At 35.3% G+C, this 17,457-nt stretch carries 15 protein-coding genes and 1 pseudogene; 7 read left to right on the forward strand and 9 right to left on the reverse strand.

Annotation, left to right across the window (positions count from 1 at the left end; translation table 11 throughout):
* Positions 1-383 (reverse strand): annotated as a pseudogene (locus tag IPH11_09530) (response regulator).
* A 231-nt stretch (positions 384-614) separates the two neighbouring features.
* A complete protein-coding gene (hydF, locus tag IPH11_09535) occupies positions 615-1,844 on the reverse strand; it encodes a [FeFe] hydrogenase H-cluster maturation GTPase HydF (GenBank protein ID MBK6913883.1) in 1,230 nt (409 codons plus the stop codon).
* A gap of 448 nt (positions 1,845-2,292) precedes the next feature.
* Between hydF and hydG the strand changes: the two genes are divergently transcribed.
* Positions 2,293-3,684 (forward strand): [FeFe] hydrogenase H-cluster radical SAM maturase HydG, encoded by a 1,392-nt coding sequence (gene hydG / locus IPH11_09540; GenBank protein ID MBK6913884.1) that lies wholly within the window; start codon positions 2,293-2,295, stop codon positions 3,682-3,684.
* A gap of 11 nt (positions 3,685-3,695) precedes the next feature.
* The gene (gene hydE / locus IPH11_09545; protein MBK6913885.1) at positions 3,696-4,751 is read left to right on the forward strand and encodes a [FeFe] hydrogenase H-cluster radical SAM maturase HydE; all 1,056 of its coding nucleotides are present in this window, start codon (positions 3,696-3,698) and stop codon (positions 4,749-4,751) included.
* A gap of 39 nt (positions 4,752-4,790) precedes the next feature.
* Here the strand turns inward: hydE and IPH11_09550 are convergent, their stop codons facing one another.
* The 6 genes from IPH11_09550 to IPH11_09575 all read right to left on the reverse strand — a co-directional run bounded on the left by IPH11_09550 (position 4,791) and on the right by IPH11_09575 (position 11,014).
* On the reverse strand, positions 4,791-8,420 hold the full coding sequence (locus tag IPH11_09550) for a protein kinase (GenBank protein ID MBK6913886.1): 3,630 nt from the start codon (positions 8,418-8,420) through the stop codon (positions 4,791-4,793).
* Positions 8,398-8,886, reverse strand: coding sequence for a glutathione peroxidase (locus IPH11_09555; protein ID MBK6913887.1), 489 nt, complete (start codon positions 8,884-8,886; stop codon positions 8,398-8,400). Before IPH11_09555 ends, IPH11_09550 begins: the two co-directional genes overlap by 23 nt.
* A gap of 147 nt (positions 8,887-9,033) precedes the next feature.
* The gene (locus IPH11_09560) at positions 9,034-9,339 is read right to left on the reverse strand and encodes a hypothetical protein (GenBank protein MBK6913888.1); all 306 of its coding nucleotides are present in this window, start codon (positions 9,337-9,339) and stop codon (positions 9,034-9,036) included.
* A complete protein-coding gene (locus IPH11_09565) occupies positions 9,339-9,797 on the reverse strand; it encodes a TPM domain-containing protein (GenBank protein MBK6913889.1) in 459 nt (152 codons plus the stop codon). The genes IPH11_09560 and IPH11_09565 overlap by 1 nt, the downstream gene beginning before the upstream one ends.
* 86 nt (positions 9,798-9,883) lie before the next feature.
* Positions 9,884-10,270, reverse strand: coding sequence for a RidA family protein (locus IPH11_09570; protein ID MBK6913890.1), 387 nt, complete (start codon positions 10,268-10,270; stop codon positions 9,884-9,886).
* 18 nt (positions 10,271-10,288) lie between these two features.
* The gene (locus IPH11_09575) at positions 10,289-11,014 is read right to left on the reverse strand and encodes a DNA alkylation repair protein (protein ID MBK6913891.1); all 726 of its coding nucleotides are present in this window, start codon (positions 11,012-11,014) and stop codon (positions 10,289-10,291) included.
* Between the two features lie 111 nt (positions 11,015-11,125).
* On the opposite strand from IPH11_09575, the gene hisH reads away from it, so the two are divergent.
* The gene (gene hisH, locus IPH11_09580) at positions 11,126-11,704 is read left to right on the forward strand and encodes an imidazole glycerol phosphate synthase subunit HisH (GenBank protein MBK6913892.1); all 579 of its coding nucleotides are present in this window, start codon (positions 11,126-11,128) and stop codon (positions 11,702-11,704) included.
* Between the two features lies 1 nt (position 11,705).
* Here hisH and IPH11_09585 read toward each other — a convergent pair whose 3' ends face one another.
* On the reverse strand, positions 11,706-13,652 hold the full coding sequence (locus tag IPH11_09585) for an AMP-binding protein (GenBank protein ID MBK6913893.1): 1,947 nt from the start codon (positions 13,650-13,652) through the stop codon (positions 11,706-11,708).
* A 123-nt stretch (positions 13,653-13,775) separates the two neighbouring features.
* Here IPH11_09585 and IPH11_09590 point away from each other — a divergent pair, with 123 nt between their 5' ends.
* From IPH11_09590 to IPH11_09605, 4 genes are all read left to right on the forward strand, one after another.
* Positions 13,776-14,183, forward strand: coding sequence for an acyl-CoA thioesterase (locus IPH11_09590; GenBank protein ID MBK6913894.1), 408 nt, complete (start codon positions 13,776-13,778; stop codon positions 14,181-14,183).
* 10 nt (positions 14,184-14,193) lie between these two features.
* The gene (locus IPH11_09595; protein MBK6913895.1) at positions 14,194-14,835 is read left to right on the forward strand and encodes a hypothetical protein; all 642 of its coding nucleotides are present in this window, start codon (positions 14,194-14,196) and stop codon (positions 14,833-14,835) included.
* Between the two features lie 150 nt (positions 14,836-14,985).
* Entirely contained in the window at positions 14,986-15,657 is a 672-nt protein-coding gene (locus tag IPH11_09600; protein ID MBK6913896.1) for a hypothetical protein, read from the forward strand.
* Positions 15,658-15,713: 56 nt separating this feature from the next.
* On the forward strand, positions 15,714-17,399 hold the full coding sequence (locus IPH11_09605; GenBank protein MBK6913897.1) for an SBBP repeat-containing protein: 1,686 nt from the start codon (positions 15,714-15,716) through the stop codon (positions 17,397-17,399).
* Positions 17,400-17,457: the final 58 nt, after the last annotated feature.

A 17,457-nucleotide genomic window follows, 5' to 3' on the forward strand; every position in this document is an offset into this window, starting at 1 on the left:
TTAACTCTCCACTCGGTATAAGTTTAATAATTTATTAACCTTTCGAAGGAGTTCATCGGGTGAGATTGGTTTTCCACGTACTCGTCAACCGGAACAATTTCACTTACGCCAAACTCAATCCCAACGGTTTTAGAAACAGAAGTATAAAGAATTATGGGGGTGGTTATTTTTTCTCTTCTAAGTTTCTGCGCAAGGAAAAATCCATCGTCCGGTTCATTCATCATCACATCGAGAATAATAAGATCTGGATTTTCTTGTTTTATCATTTTATATCCAGACTCAGGATTATTTGAAGTAATAACCTCATAGCCCTTTGAATTAAGTACAATACTGCTTGCATCAAGTATGTCGGGATCATCATCAATTACAATTATTTTTGCCACTGGAAACCTCAAGTAATTTCTAAATTATTTTATTTTTACTGCAAATAGAATCTTATAGTCGTCATATTAAATGCCAGCGAAGAATGAAAATAAAATAAAATTATGGTTGAAAATTTGAGATGATTAAAAAACTTAACTAATATTTTTCTATGAAGTGAGAAATAGTTATTAGTTTTAAGAAAAAAATATTTTGCTGTTTACGAATTCTTCGCCATTGGCAAAGAGGATGGGTTAAGTTGAGATGAAACTCTTTTGCCATTCATTCGCAGCATCAGGGAAGGGCATTATGACTCTGGGCATAGCACCATGAATGTAGGAAATTAAAACACCATAATTTACAATAGGTACGTTTAGAAGTTTCGCTTCTTTTATTCTTGTCAACATTGTTTTACGGGTGAACATACAACCACCGCAATGTATAATTAGTTTATAATCGGAAAGGTTTTCTGGAAAATCCTCACCGCTCTTTATATCAATTATTAAATCTTTTTTTGTATGAAGCCTCAGCCACCGGGGGATTTTAATTCTACCGATATCATCTTCCTGTGCATGATGAGTACAGGATTCGGCGATTAAAATTTTATCCCCATCCTGTAACTCGTCAACTCTTTTTAATCCTTTCACAAAAGTAGGGAGATCTCCTTTGTGGCGAGCCATCAAAATAGAAAATGTTGTAAGTTTTATTTTTTCTTGAACATCCGCTGCAACCTTCTTAATTGCCTGGCTATCAGTGATTACCAAATCGGGTGATTGTTTTAAACTTGACAAAGCGGAAGGAAGTTCTTTATCCTTTGTGACAATGACTATTGTATCTTCATCAAGAGCCTCGCGAATAGTTTGTACCTGCGGAAGAATCAGCCTGCCTTTTGGTGCTCCATGATCAATTGGAACAACCAGTACAACAACGTCGCCCTGTCCAACAATATCACTTAATAATGGAGATTCAGATTCGGCAGGCAGCATCCTGATTATTTTTAATTTCAAATCATCAATGCCTGCATTTTCTTTACAAGAAATTTCAAAGTGAGTCAACCTCATCTCTTTTATTTCTGTAAGAAGAAGTGTATTAACTCCGAATTCGATTTTGTTTACAGCAATGATGAAGGATAAATTAATTTTATTAAGATAATCAATAAGTTCAAGCTCCTCTTCGGACAATACCTCGCGCGCATCCACAACCAATACAGCAAAGTCAGCCGAGCTAATAGCTTTAATTGTTTTACTAATTCTTTTTAAACCAAGCTCCCCCTTATCATCTATGCCGGCAGTATCGACAATCACTACTGGGCCATACGGTAAAAGTTCAATTGATTTCTTAACCGGATCGGTTGTCGTGCCTGCCGTAGGACTTACAATTGATATTTCCTGCCCTATCAATGCATTCACCAACGAAGATTTTCCGGCGTTTCTTCTTCCAATAATTGCAATATGCGGGCGTTCGGATTTTGGTGCGGATTTCATCTCAAACCCTGTTTCTTCCCGAAGGATAGTCATAATAGTTTTAATAATTTTTCTGTTAACTAAAAAGTCCCCTTACAAAAAAAGTAACAATTATGTCATTCCGCCCCGATGAATCGGAGTCGGAATCTGTTTTACAAAGATTTTAAGATGCTGAATGGCAATGCCATCAACATGACAACTGCGTAAGGTGATTTGATAAAACAAAAAGTATTCCAAGAATATTCGCTAGTAGATAAGATAATATTTGTACGAATTCTTGTCGAATATTGTTAATCATTGAAGTAATAGAAATAGTTGCGTATAATTTTATTCCATTTAAAAAAACAAAATTCTCTCTTTTAAGAATAAACAAAAAGTAATTCTGCATTTTCGCCCCGCATTTAGGATATCAATCGTTGGTATGTATGTTGAAAAACTTCTTGAAAATTTATATACAGATGGAATTACAATGGAATTTATTGACGAGAGATTAATCAATTCATTATTAGAAGATGAATCATTGGGCGATCAAAATTATCAACGAGCTATTATCGAAAAAGCTGGTGAAGCAAAAGGTCTTTCGCTTCGTGAAAGCGCGTCATTGTTGAATATTAACAACCCTGAAATTCTTGAAGAATTATTTCACAAGGCAAAAGAAGTAAAAGAAAAAATTTACGGCAACAGACTTGTTTTGTTCGCTCCTCTTTACATTACAAATCTTTGTGTTAACAATTGTCTTTACTGTGCATTTAGAAAAGATAACCTCGAACTGAAAAGAAGATCACTCGACCTAAATGAAATTGAGGAGGAGGCAAGATATCTTGTTCTACAGGGGCAGAAGAGGATACTGCTTGTTGCCGGCGAACATCCTAAAAAAGCAAGTGTTCATTTTATCGGGCAGGCAATCGAAAGAATTTATAGTGTAAACTTGAATGGAAATAATATCAGAAGGTTGAATGTAAATGCTGCTCCAATGTCACTTGATAATTTTAAAACATTAAAAAGTTTTGGGATAGGAACATATCAATGCTTTCAAGAGACTTATCACTTTAAAACCTATGAACAGATGCATACATCCGGTCCAAAGAGTGATTACGCCTACCGGCTTTATGCAATGGATAGAGCATTTCAAGCAGGTATTGATGATCTGGGGATAGGGGCGTTGTTTGGTTTGACTGATTATAAATTTGAAACTCTCGCATTACTTATGCACGCAGCATACCTTGATAGAGTTTATGGAGTTGGTCCACACACAATCTCAATGCCGAGGCTTGAGCCAGCATTAAATGCTCCGGCGGCACTTCAACCGCCGCATGCTGTTGATGATATTTCATTTAAAAAAATAATTGCAGCCATAAGGCTTTCTGTTCCCTATACAGGGATGATACTATCAACAAGGGAGAGGGCTGAATTACGAAGAGAATTATTTGCCGTTGGTATTTCGCAAATAAGTGCAGGCAGCAGAACTGCCCCCGGCAGCTATAAAGAATCTCAGGAAAGTTTAGACGATCATGAACTTGAACAATTTCAACTCGGTGATCACAGACCGCTGGACGAAGTCGTGCAGGATATTACACGACTTGGTTACATGCCAAGCTTCTGTACTGCCTGTTACAGAAGCAACCGAACAGGTGATAGATTTATGGAGCTTGCAAAATCCGGAAATATTGGGAAGATTTGTGTGCCGAACGCCCTTGCAACTTTTAAAGAATATCTGCTCGATTTTGCTTCACCCACAACCAGGGAGGTGGGAGAAGATTTTTTAAAAGAAGAATTGCTAAAAACCAACGATAAAACGAGGAAGAAAATTGATATGATGATAGATCGTGTAAGTTCAGGTGACAGAGATGTTTATTTATAATTGGATTATTTATGGTGCTTGATGATCTATTACATAAGTCTGACTTGAGTAAAGAAGAATTAGCCTTTCTGCTTCAACTTCAAAGCAAAGCTGATTTAGAAAAACTCATTACTCGTGCTGATGAAGTAAGAAAACAATATTGCGGTGATGAAGTACACTTACGAGGTATAATTGAGTTTTCAAATAACTGCGAACAGGAGTGCCTTTACTGTGGGTTGAGGAAGGGGAACTACGCACTAATCAGATACAGAATGAATGAAGAAGAAATTCTTCGAGCTGCTAAAGATATTATTGCTCTTGGCATTAAAACTATTGTGCTTCAATCAGGCGAAGATTTTTATTACTCGGGAAGTTACTTTGCCCGCGTAATTCGCGGGATTAAAAACATTGCCGACGTGGCAGTTACTCTAAGCGTGGGGGAAAGAGAATTTACCGATTACAAACTTTGGCGGCAAGCCGGCGCTGATCGCTATCTGTTAAAACACGAAACAGCAAATCCAAAACTTTATTCTATCTATCATCAGAGGCAAAAACTATTAGATAGAATTAAGCATCTTCGATTTCTCAAATCTATCGGTTTTCAAATTGGCAGCGGAAATATTATTGGTCTACCTCATCAAACATTAGAAGATATTGCCGATGATATTTTACTTTGTAAAGAATTGAATGTTGATATGGCTTCATTCAGTCCATTCATTCCTTCAGAAAATACTCCATACAGCAGTAAAGAACAATGTAGTGTTGAACTTGCTGTCAAAACTCTTGCTGTTACAAGAATCGTACTCCGTGATTCACACATACCTGCAACAACTGCACTTGCAACTATTCATCCGCACGGCAGGGAGTTGGCATTGCAAGCTGGTGCGAATATTATCATGCCAAATTTTACACCCCAGCCTTACAAAGGGAATTATTTAATATACGCTAATAAAAACCGCGCTGATGATGACGATGCCGGATATTTAGAACGGATAAAAAAAGTCATAACTTCTGCAGGAAGAAAAATTGGAGAGACACCGGGACATTCATTGAAAATGAAAAATGTACAATTAACAATTAAACAATAAAACTGAGAAAATTTAATACTAATCGTTTCGATATTACATCTAAAGTTTATTCAATTCTAAAATTAATTCTTGTACACTTTGGTACCTTTGTGCAGGATCCTTCTGCAAGCATTTCTCTGCAATCTCATCTTCCAATTTCCCGGTAAGATTATTAATTGAAGAAGGCGGTGGCGGAATATTATTAAAAATAGAATGAATGAGAGCAATTTCATTTTCACCTTTGAACGGTAAGGTATTGGTTAGTAGTTCATAAAAAATAACCCCAACCGAAAAAATATCAGTTCGATGGTCAGAATTAATATTAGTCACTTGTTCCGGTGCCACATAGCCAAGAGTTCCAATTACAGTCCCGAGTGATGTCATTGTTGATACGAGTGTTGACTTTGACAAACCAAAATCCATAATTCTAATCTCGCCTGAAGAATCAAGCATGATGTTATTAGTCTTCAAATCGCGATGAACAACTTTGTGCGAATGAATTTCTGCCAGCCCTGCACAGATTTGAGTCATTATCTTTTTTATTAATAATTTATCAAGCGGATAATTTTTTTGGAGCAATTCTTTTAATGTGCCTCCTTCGAGAAATTCCATTGCAATAAAAAATTTATCGTCAGCTTCGCTTGTCTCAAATACTTTTACAATATTCGGATGGTTGAATGAAGAAAGAAGCTGCCCTTCTCCTGAAAATCTTTTTTTATTTTCTGCATCTTGAAGCAAGGCGGGGTTCATCAATTTTAGGGCGACATTTTTTTTTGTGATAGTATCACAAACTTTATAAACAGTGCCCATTCCACCTTCACCTATTTTCTCCTCAATTCGATAATGCGAAATATACTTTGCGTTTTTCTTTTCCAGATAATTTTTCATAGTATAAATAAAAGAAACACCAAGCGCGGGAATTACAGAAAAGGAAATCGCCGACGAAATAAGCCACGGTTCATTTATTGTGAAATGAACGATAAGCAAATAGATCAATAATAAGGTTATAGGAATGAAATAATATCCAGTGACTTCTTTAGCTCTAAATTTTATTGCCGCAAAATAAAATAAGCCGATAATAATGAGTATTATTATCATCTTAATAATTTCAATTGGAAGATCTATTAATAAGAATGTTCTTTGAATAGATTTAGACGAAAGGACAAATAATCTTTTAAAGAAAGTTGATTCATAAACTTCAAGAACAGATCCGTGCGTAATATTATCGTATCTCAATTTATTCCCGCCGGGAAAAACAACATTTAAATTGTACTTGATATTTTGTGGCAATGCTAAAATGACTTCATTCATATTTTGCAGTGTCGGCGACGATCCGCAGCCGGAAGTGCAAAACTCATTTGAGATTATATTTCCCTTTTTATCAAAGCCTGTCAGGGATAATTTCACACCTGCACCGGAACGATTGGACACGTCGGGGAATAATTTAACTTTCAGATAATTATTTCTATTGAGGTTATTTCTATAAAGCACGCATTTATTGCCCTTTTCGCCTATTGCTTCACTGATTCCAACAAACAAATCGTTGTCGCCGTCATTATCAATATCAGCAAAGGAAGGGTTACCGGCAAAATTAATTCCTGTTTCCTGACTAACTTCACGAAAGTTCATCCGTTTTGAATTCAAAAACAATTTTGAGCTGACGAACAAATCTGTCCACCCATCATTATTAACATCGCAAGCCGAAGCACATCCGTTTAATGGTTCGGGATTAAAAATGATTTCGTTAAAACCGGCTCGTTCTGATTGGTTATCAAATGAAGCATCACCTTTGTTTATAAATAAAATAGGAGGGGCTTGCTGATTCTGAATAAACACATCTAACCAGCCGTCATTATTAAAATCTGCGGTGCAAGCCGAATTGGAATTGAGCGATAAATTATTTGGTGATTTAAATTCCGGTAGTGTTTTTTCTTCAAAGCGAAAATTACCCTTGTTTAAATAAAGCGAAAAGTATTTGTGAGCAACAGGGATGCGATATACTAAAAATATATCGGTAAGACCATCATTATTAAAATCTCCATTCAACATTGTATTGACAGGTAATTTTTTGTTTAGCGGTAAACCTGTTTCATTGCTAACAGACGCAAACTTTGCTGCGCCATTATTTTTATAGAAATACGATCGTCCGTCATAATTCCAAATCAATAGATCAAGGTTGCCGTCGTTATCAAAATCAGAAGCGCTGCCCGATAGAAGAGAAGCCGGATTGATAAACTCAAAATTGAGATTTGATTTATCTGAAAAATCTCTGAATGAATTTCCACTGCCAAGATATACTTTAAATTTGTCCGCATAATAAATTTGAATAATATCATTTTCACCATCGTTGTTAAAATCAGCAACTGCAGTAAAGTTAGAACTTCTAAGCGGATCGGAAGAATCTTCGTTGTATTTATATTCCGTAAAAATACCCCTGCCATTATTTTCATAAATCACGGCAGGTCCATCTGAAGGCAGCGAAAGTAAATCAGGTGCAGAGTGATCACCGTGATTAAAAAATATTCCACCGCGGCTGTTTGGTCTTAACGAAGCTCGCGAAGTAAAATCAGTAAATGAGAATCCAATCGTTTTGGAGTTAGTGTAAATTCCATTGTCGCCGATAATCCATGTTTTTTGGTTGTGGTTAGATTCCAAAACGAAATCAACATCTAAAAAATTATCTTCTATGCTCACCGCATCAATGTTTCTTTTCCAAATTTTACCGTCATATTCAAACATTGAAGAATTAGCACCTACTGCGATGGCATAAGTTGAATCAATTCCTTTTATTGAGAGGAGATGATCGGCTGTTTCAATTCTCTGAACCTCCCATTTCTTTCCATCAAATTTTAAAAGAGTTCCATTCTGTCCGGTGATCCAACCAAAATTTTTATTAGCCATCCAGATTTTTTCCAGATGATTATTTGTCGGCGAAGCAACCTTTCGCCATTTAGATTCGATACATCTGATTATCAAACCATCTTTGCCCACCCCCCAGCCGTTTTTTGAATCAAACATGAACAAATCATTTATGTCACCCGAAAGAAAATTAGAAAGAGAATCTCTATTCACCGGGCTTGATTGAGCCATCCACCTTTTCTTATTATAAAAAAGAATATTGCCCTGTTGACCTGCGAGCCACGCTGATCCGTCTTTTGTTATGGAGAGGGCTTTCCACATTGCAAAATCAGTATCATCCCATTTAACATTAGGAATATCAATTTCTTTTTTACCATTTGAACTTAGTTCTGTAAGTACAGGTTTATAATGACCTGTATGCGTCAAGTGATTTATTACCCAAGTTTTTGTCGAATCATACTGCCCAATTAGAGGGAAATCAGAATAAGGAAAATTGAATATTGAATTCCACTTTCCATTTTCATATTTATAAACATTACCAGGAATATTCCCGCGGCCGCGTGAAACTGCAACGCCGGTTGAAGATGAAAACATTCGTATTTTTGAACCAAGTTCAATATCAGCCTGTTTGTACCACACATCTGTTGAATCATCCGCAACTTCCTCCTCCTCAATTGCGTTGTCCGATTTACTACAGGAGATAAATTGAAGTGAAAATGCTAACAGTAAAAGCAGAATTGATAAAGCATTTGATTTAATGGCGTACGAATTAGAGAACGCACTACTCACATCAGTTTTTATCACTTTACTATTTGGAAAGCTCGTTCTCAATTGCGGAGGTTATTTTTTCATTTGCTGGTTCAACTTTGCTGCGAAATCTTTTAACGATTGAACCATCTTTTGCAATTAGAAATTTTTCAAAATTCCATTTTACATCGCCCTGCTCGATTTCTGAACAATTTGTTAATCTTTCAAAGAGTGGAGAACGATCTTTTCCGTTCACCTCGATTTTATCAAACAATTTAAAAGTGACATTATATTTTGTTGAACAAAAATTTAGGATTTCTTTATTCGTCCCCGGCTCTTGCTGTCCAAATTGATTGCACGGGAAAGCTAATATTTCGAAGCCTCTGTTTTTATAAGTTTGATAAATATCTTCAAGCCCTTCGTATTGTGGAGTATAGCCGCAGAAACTTGCAACGTTTACTATCATCAATACTTTACCTTCATAACTTGAAAGAGCGATTTCATTTCCATTAATATCTTTGACTGAGAGATCTTTTATGTTGTTGTTCATTTGTTCTATCTTCTGTTTACTGTTTGATTCAAAAAAATTGGATGAATAAATAAAATATACCGGTAAAGAAATAATACCGATAGATAATGTTATTAAAATTATTTTTTTCATTTGATGTCCTCAATTAAAATGTAGATTATAGATTGACTAATTTATACCACCTCTAATTAGATCCATTACCATACAAGAAGAAAGATATTTACTGGAGTTTTCTTTTCTTCTTGAGTATATTTTTGCTCCTAAAAACTGACCGGTAAAAAAAGCAGCAACAAGTATTGGATATGTATAAAATTCAAATCCAATATGAGTAATAAATCTGATCGCAACAACAAAGGGCACAGGGATATGAATGGCGAGCGCCCACTGAAGTGAAAATTTTTTAATATTTGCCCGCCAATAACCAAATGGCAAATTCAAAGTAAAAATAAAAATTACTGCAAAAAGTATGTTCATTATTCAACAATAACCTTGTTAGAAATTTCATTAGTGTCATCTACTTTAAGGGGAAAGTGTTCGGAGAGGATCCGACCAATTTCATCTAACCCATGAAGAAGTCCTTCACAAAAATTTCCCGCCAGGAAATGAGCCAGCATTTGTTCTTTGATTCTTTCCCATGTATCGGCATTGACTTTCGAATTGATTCCTTCATCTGCAAGAATATGAAATTGTTTATCATCAAGCATAAGAAAAATTATTATGCCGGTGCGATCACGTGTTTGATTTATCCTGAGTTTATAAAATTGAGCTTCTGCAAGTTGAGATATTGATTTTTTCTTCTCGGAAAATTTTTTCTTTTCTCTGATGGTTACACAAATTTCGCCTGAAGTAATTTTTTCAATTGTCTGAATTTTGTTGGTGATGCGAAGAAGTTCGTCATCATCAAAGTAAGTGTAAAATAATTTATTCTTCATAAATGCCTTCTAATTCTACTCTCAAGCTATTAAAGCGAGAGAATTGTTGCAAGTAATAAAAATTCTTTCTAAATACGGACAAATAATTATTGAACAATTGCGGTGGCTTCTATTTCAATCAGTAGATCCGGATGTATTAATGATTTAACTTCCACCATTGTTGCCGCGGGTTTTATGTTTTTGAAAAATTCATTATGAGCTTTACCAATTTCATCCCATTTTGAAATATCTGTTACAAACATTCTTATTCTAACTACATCATTCAAGGATGCCCCTACCTGTAATAAGGAGCTTTCTATTTTAGAAATAATATATTTTGTCTGCTCATAAACATTTCCAATGCCGATAATATTTTCTCCGTCTGAAGAAGTTGTCCCGGATACTTCTATTACATTATTAATTCTAACAGCTCTCGAATAACCGAGAAGGTTCTCCCAAACTGCTCCGGAAGAAATATTTTTTCTATTGCTCATAATAAATTCCATTTATGATTAAAACAATAAAGGAGAAGATTTAACTTTAACAAGTAAATAGGCTTTGCGTTTGGGTTCAGGAAACTTTTCTATTGCATAACGGAGCATTGTACGCGGCATTTTTTGATAATGCACTTCTAAAAAATCTTCTTCTGATTGCAAATCTTTTTTACCAATTTCCCTCAGCATCCAGCCAACGGCTTTATGAATTAAATCATGCTTATCATTTAAAAGAATTTTAGCAAGTCTGAGTGTAGTAACAAACTCGCCACTCTGAATAAATTTGAAAGTACTTAAAATGCTTATTCTTCGGTCCCAAAGATTTTTTGAGCTGGCAAGTTTAAAAAGAATCTCTCTGTCTTTATCAAGAAACCACTCGCCTAAAAGTTTTGGTGCAGATAGATCAACAAGATCCCAGTTGTTAACATTTTTTCGATTAGTCAAATATAAACGAATTATTTTTTCTCGTTCCTTTTCATCTGCTTTTTTAAATTTGTTCACTAAAATGAATAATGCAATTAGCCGTTCTTCGTGAATTTTAGACTGCATTGCTTTTATAGTTTCAGCCAAAGGAAGATCATAGAATTGTTTTGCTATCATTCTTTGAACCGGCACTTTTATTCCCGCAAGAATATCACCCTCAGCATATTGTCCGGGTGCAGTTTTGAAAAACCGCTGTAAAAATATTGCTTGAGATTTATTTGAATGCCGGCGTACTATTTTTTTTAAATCAGTGTATCTCATCAACAATTGTAATTTTTTTTATGTTCAAATTAACGATTAACAGACTTAACCAAAATTTATCTGCTAAGGCAAATTATTTTATTTATTTTTGAATGATAAAAAATAAAAAGCATGATAATTATAATAGATTTAGGAAAAGAAAACACAGCGAGCATTCAACAAGCGTTGGACGAACTTTCTATCGAATACAAAGTCACTTCATCAGAATATGAAATATGCCGTGCGAATTGTGTCATACTTTGCGGCTACGGTGAAGCTTCTGCCGGGCTTAAAAAATTACACTTGATGAATCTTTTTACAGTGATGAGAATCATCAAGCGTCCATTGCTTGGCATTGGGCTCGGGATGCAGTTGATGAGCACTTATTCTTCCGAAGGAAATGTTTCCTGCCTCGGAATATTTCCAGGTGCGACAGAAAAATTTGCTTCTTCTGAACGACACACCGGGATGTTTCCAATCCATGTTCAAAGTGAAAGTAAAATTCTATCGGATATTCGGAGCGATGATAAATTTTATTTTGATCACAGCTATTATCTTCCGATATCAGAGAACACAACTTCGGTATCAGAATTCGGAATTAATTTTTCTGCTTCGATGGAAAAAGATAAAAGTTTCGGTGTACAGTTTCATCCCGAAAAAAGCGGTGATGCGGGATTATTGATTCTTAAAAATTTTTTGTCTATTGAATAATTCAGTTATCAATAAAGAGATTTTCAAGCTGCAAGTATTCGTCTATTTTATTTTGTAATTTTTTATCTGTATTTAAAAGAACGACCTCTCTCAAGTGTTTCCGATCGATTTTTCCAGATTCAGTTTTAGGAATCTGTTTTATAAAAAATATTTCGTCGGGCTTCGCTGCTATATCCACCGTATTTACAATGTGATTTCTAATCTCTTCTTTGAATAATAAAGAAGCTTCAACGTTTTCTTTGAGTGAAACAAAAACTACAAGCGCATTGTTTTTGATTTCATCCGGCTTGCATATTACTGCGGCATCGTTTATTCCTTCAATCAAACTTAGCGAAGACTCAACTTCAGCAATGCTGATTCTTATTCCTGCAATTTTTACTACTGAATCAACTCTACCGATAATTTTTATTTCGTTATGATTAATATTTTGAGCAGCATCACCGGTAAAAAAGAAGTCTTTGAAATAATTGTAATAAAATTCTTTGATATATTTTTTATTGTTATTTACGGATCGAACAATGGATGGAAAACTTTTGAGAAGGACTAAGTAACCTGTCATGTCATTTCTTAAAATTTCACGCTTTTTATTGAGCACCGCATGTTCGATTCCCGGAAGCGGGGAACCACAATTTTTACACAAAGGTCTTTCGTTATTTACAAATGAAGAAAACAGTGCTGAACCGCTCTCACTTTGAATCCAGAAATTTATTAGCTGACATTTTTTTTGCCCCACCTCTTCAAAAAACCATTTCATTGTTTCCTCTTCAATTGATTCGCCGGTTACTGCTATCAATCGCAATGAAGAAATATCATTATTATTCATCCAGAGTGTTCCAATTTTTTGAAATGCACGGACGTTAGTAGGCAAAGTAATAAAGACGTTGATTTTGTAAGTTGAAATTATTTTCCAGAAACGATCCGGCTCGGGGTAGTTAGGCAAACCTTCATAAAGAACAGTGGTAGCGCCATTAAGCAAAGCTCCGTAAACAGAATATGCATGTGCTTCAATAGAAGAGATATCGCTCGAGCACCAAAAAACATCATCTTCTCTTATTCCAAACAGCCATTGAAATGAAATATAATTTTGCACCATAAATCCAGCAGAAGAATGAACCAAACCGAGGGGGTTATCTAATTGTCCTGCGCTATAAATAATAAAAAGCGGCTGCTCTGAGTCAAGCTCTCGCACTTTTATAAAATCTGAAGAATTTTTTATTTCATCGTGCCACCAAATATCGCGTCCGCTATGCATAATTAAATTTGATTCTGAATTTCGTTTGAGGACAATTACTTTTTGAATTCTCTCATTCGAACTGATTGCTAAATCAATGTTTTGTTTTAATGGAATGGCTGCTCCCTTTCTGAAGGACGAATCCGCAGTAATAATAAATTTTGACTCCGAATCTTCAATTTTTTTCCGAAGTGACTCAACTGTTGTCACAGCAGCGATAACACAATGCACAGCACCAATTCGAGAGCAGGCAAGCATCGCAATAATAGATTCGGGGATGTTGCCCATAAAAATAATTACGACATCTCCTTTTTTCACGCCGGTAGATTTTAACACTCCTGCAAACCGATTTACTTCATCAGAAAGAATTTGATAAGTAAGAATTCTTGATTCGCCCGATTCCCCCTCCCATATTATTGCAGCTTTATTTTTTCTCCACGTCGAAATGTGTCTATCTAAACAATTGAAAGAAATATTAGTTTTAGCATTAACAAACCATTTGGGATTTGTAAATTTTTGATTATAAACGGCATCCCATTTTTTAAACCAAAATAATTTCTCAGCAATACTGTTCCAAAAATCTTCTGATTTATTAATTGAGTTTAGATAAGTATGTTCATAATTTTCTTTTGATGATAAAAGCGGATTTGCGGAAGTAAATTCTTTATTGGAATCTATCTGATTAGTGGTTTGCTCCGTTTTAGGAAGATTATTCATTTAACGCGAAAGTATTTTCAATTGTTTGAAATTAAATTAGAAAGAGTTTGAAGTAAAATCAAACATTGATTCTTAAAACAATTTCTTAAATTTAAAAAGTTTTATATAAATTTTACAATAACAATGTATACAGCATTCGAAACAGAAATCACAATTCGTCCTGACGACATTGATATGAACAATCATGTTCATAATTCAAAATACCTTGATTATGTGCTTGCTGCAAGATATGATCAAATGAAAAATAATTATAAAATGCCGATGGAAGAATTTTTAAGTCTTGGTTATAATTGGGTTGTGAGCAGTTCATACATTGAATATAAGCGAGCATTAAAACTAACTGATAAAATAATTGTAAGAACTCAGCTCGATTCGTTCAGCGGTGCGCAGTCGAAAGTGAAATTTTGGGTAATAAAAAAAGAGAACAACAAAACCGCTGCTGAAGGTGAAATTATTTATACAATGATTTCTTTGAAATCCGGTAAACCAATCAGAATACCCGAAGAAGTTTTAAATCGTTATTTAATATGAATAAAATATTATGAAATACACTTTAACTGAAATTGAAACCGAATTAAAAAAACGTTTGGCATATCCATATAAATGGGGAATGAAACAAAACGATGATTATGACAAACAAACTAATTTCATCTATCATATTTTTTCATTTGAAAATTTATTGATCGAAATTCGAAATCGCTTCGAAGAAAAAAATTCTGATAACAATATTTCTAATTATGCTTTGAATCGCTGGTATAATTTCTGGTCTGCTCAGGCAATAGAAAAAATATTTTGCTCACTGCCTGGTGTTAAGCCTGCCCTTGATGAAAAAGATAAACTTGTGGACTTTACCATTCAGGGGGTAACTTTCGATCACAAGACTTCAGTCTTCCCCAAAAATTATCCGCACGATTTAACCACCGCATTTTCAAAATCCGACGAGCTTATTAAATGGCTTTACAAAAACCAATCTCAACAGCAGCGCAAACATTTGAAGAATAGATTATTCATAGTTCTATATTCAAATAACGGCGAGCATTGGAAGTTAAAAGCTGAAATAACATGGCTAAAAAAAATTATTGAAAAGTATTTAATTGGATTTAACCCCGCCTTCCTTTTTAAGTTTTATTTCGAAAAAGATTGCGAAACACTCTCCGATATTATCTGGGGAATTAAAAAATAAGTCTTGCTATAAACAAAATCCCTTCATAAATTCCTTTCGAAAATTGCTGTTCAAAATATATCTCTGTATTCTGCTGACAAAATGATTGATTTAAAAGGGGAAGTTAATCTCTAAATAAATATTTTTTATTTCAATTGTTAGGAGTTAATCATGCATAAATATCTTTCCTTGTTAATCGTTCTGCTGCTCCCTTTGTTTATTTATTCGCAGGACAAAAATCTAAAACGTTACGAATTCGAAAATGGCTACGCTGAAAAAATCACTAAAGTAGTCAGCTCCGCACTCGAAAGTGAAACTATAGAAAAAATTTACATCTCCGAATGGGGATTGAAAGAAGTTCACATCAAACATGAAAAAAGAAACATAAAAATGATTAATAAAATTGATGAGAGCAACTCCGTATCAATATTGGATGGCAAGTGGATGATAAACTACAACCCTGATACAAAGGAGGGTACAAAAATGGAAAATCCTTTCTATGATAAAATGTCGTCGCTTGATCAATCAACCCTCCAAAATTTTGGTGAACAAATGAAAGGGGCATTCAACACCACCACCACTGAACTTCCGAATGAAAACATTCTCGGCTTCGACTGTAAAGTTACAGAAGCTGTTTCGGAAATAGCAGGAATGAAAACAACTGTAAAAATGTGGCTATTTAAAAATTTTGGTTTGAAATTACAGAGTGATGGAATGGGAACCTCAACTTCAGAAACTGTTACTGTTTTTAAGGAGGGAGAAAAGCCAATTGAATCTGTGTTCACTGTACCAACTGATGTTAAAATTACTGAAGCAAAAAATAATCCTTTGTTTAAAAAATAATCTGGACTTGTTTAAAAATTCCTAATCTTTATTAAACTTATAAAAGGAGCTGTACGATGAAAGAGAGAACATTGTTACGCGGCTCGTTATTGATTGCAACATTAATTGTGATCGTTGCGCTTCCCATTAATGCACAGATCAAAGAATCCTGGGCTGTGCGATATGATAATGGAGGAGTAGATAAATCAAATGCTGTTGGCGTTGACGATTTCGGAAATGTTTATGTTACCGGTTCGAGTAACAGCGCAGGGGTGGGGACAGAAGACTATCTTACTATCAAATATAATTCTGCAGGCTCAGAAGAATGGACAAGCAGAATTAACGGGAGCGGCGGCTCGGTTGATATTGCTTACGCACTTGTAATTGATTCTTCCGGTTCAATAATAATTACAGGAGGCAGTGTTGGAAGCGGCAGCGGCTATGACTATTTCACCATAAAATATTCATCCGCCGGTGATACGCTCTGGACAAGAAGATATAACGGTCCTAAAAATTCTAAGGATATTGCTTACTCAATCGCACTTGATGATTCACAAAATATTTTTATCACAGGTGAAAGTGAAGGCTTAACAGGTACTCACGGGATCTTTGAAGATTACGCCACAGTAAAATATAATCCTGACGGAGATTTTCAGTGGGCAGCAAGGTATAATGGTCCTGCAGGTGATTATGACAAAGCCAATTCAATTTGTGTTGATACAGAAGGAAATATTTATGTGACGGGTGTAAGCGATGGGGGGAGCAGCGGAAGCGGCGAACCTCATTTTGACTACGCAACTATAAAATATAATTCTGCCGGCTTGACTCAATGGATAAGACGATACAATTCTTCAAATAGCGAGGATGAGGGTGTAATAGTCAAAGCTGATGTGCTTGGAAATATTTTCGTAACCGGATACAGCACAGACGTTGGCACTTTTGCAGATTATGCTACAATAAATTATTCTTCTGATGGCGATACAACCTGGATAAGCAGATACAATGGTCCAGCAAGTAACGATGACAGGGCAAGCTCTCTGGCTGTTGATAACTTGGGGAATGTTTTTGTCACCGGAAAAAGCTACGGCGGCAGCATCACTAATTATGATTATACTACAATAAAATATAATTCGCTTGGTGACTCTGTTTGGGTAAATAGATACAATGGTGAGGCAAACGATATTGACGATGCACGTGCTATTAACCTGGATAAATCCGGGAATGTTTATGTAACCGGTTACAGCTCTAACACAACCACTGCCTTTGATTACACTACAATGAAATATAATTCCTCCGGCGAAATCGGGTGGATAATTAGCTACTCCAATTCGGATGCAGGCGGAAGCAGCGATGAACCTTTTGCGATGTTCGTTGATACATCCGGAATTGTTTATGTAACCGGAATGAGTGCACTTGATTACGCAACAATTAAATATGTTCCAATACCGGTTTCAGTTGAAAATTCACCGCGAAGTATGCCAAATCAGTTTGCACTTGAACAGAATTATCCGAATCCATTTAACCCGAGTACAAAAATCAGTTGGCAATCCCCGGTTGGCAGTCATCAAACTTTAAAAATATATGACCTGCTTGGAAATGAGGTGGCTGTATTAGTTGATGAGTTTAAACAAGCAGGTTTTTATGAAGTTGAGTTTAACGCTTCACAATTATCATCGGGAATTTATTTCTACACTTTGAAGGTTTACCCCGTAAGCGGGGCAGGGAGTTTTGTTGAAACGAAAAAGCTGATTTTGATGAAATGATTTTCTTTGCCCTATGGTCTCCTTTATAAAAAGTCCCGCTTTGATGGCGGGACTTTTT

Source organism: Ignavibacteriales bacterium (assembly GCA_016709155.1).
Classification (GTDB): domain Bacteria; phylum Bacteroidota; class Ignavibacteria; order Ignavibacteriales; family Ignavibacteriaceae; genus JADJEI01.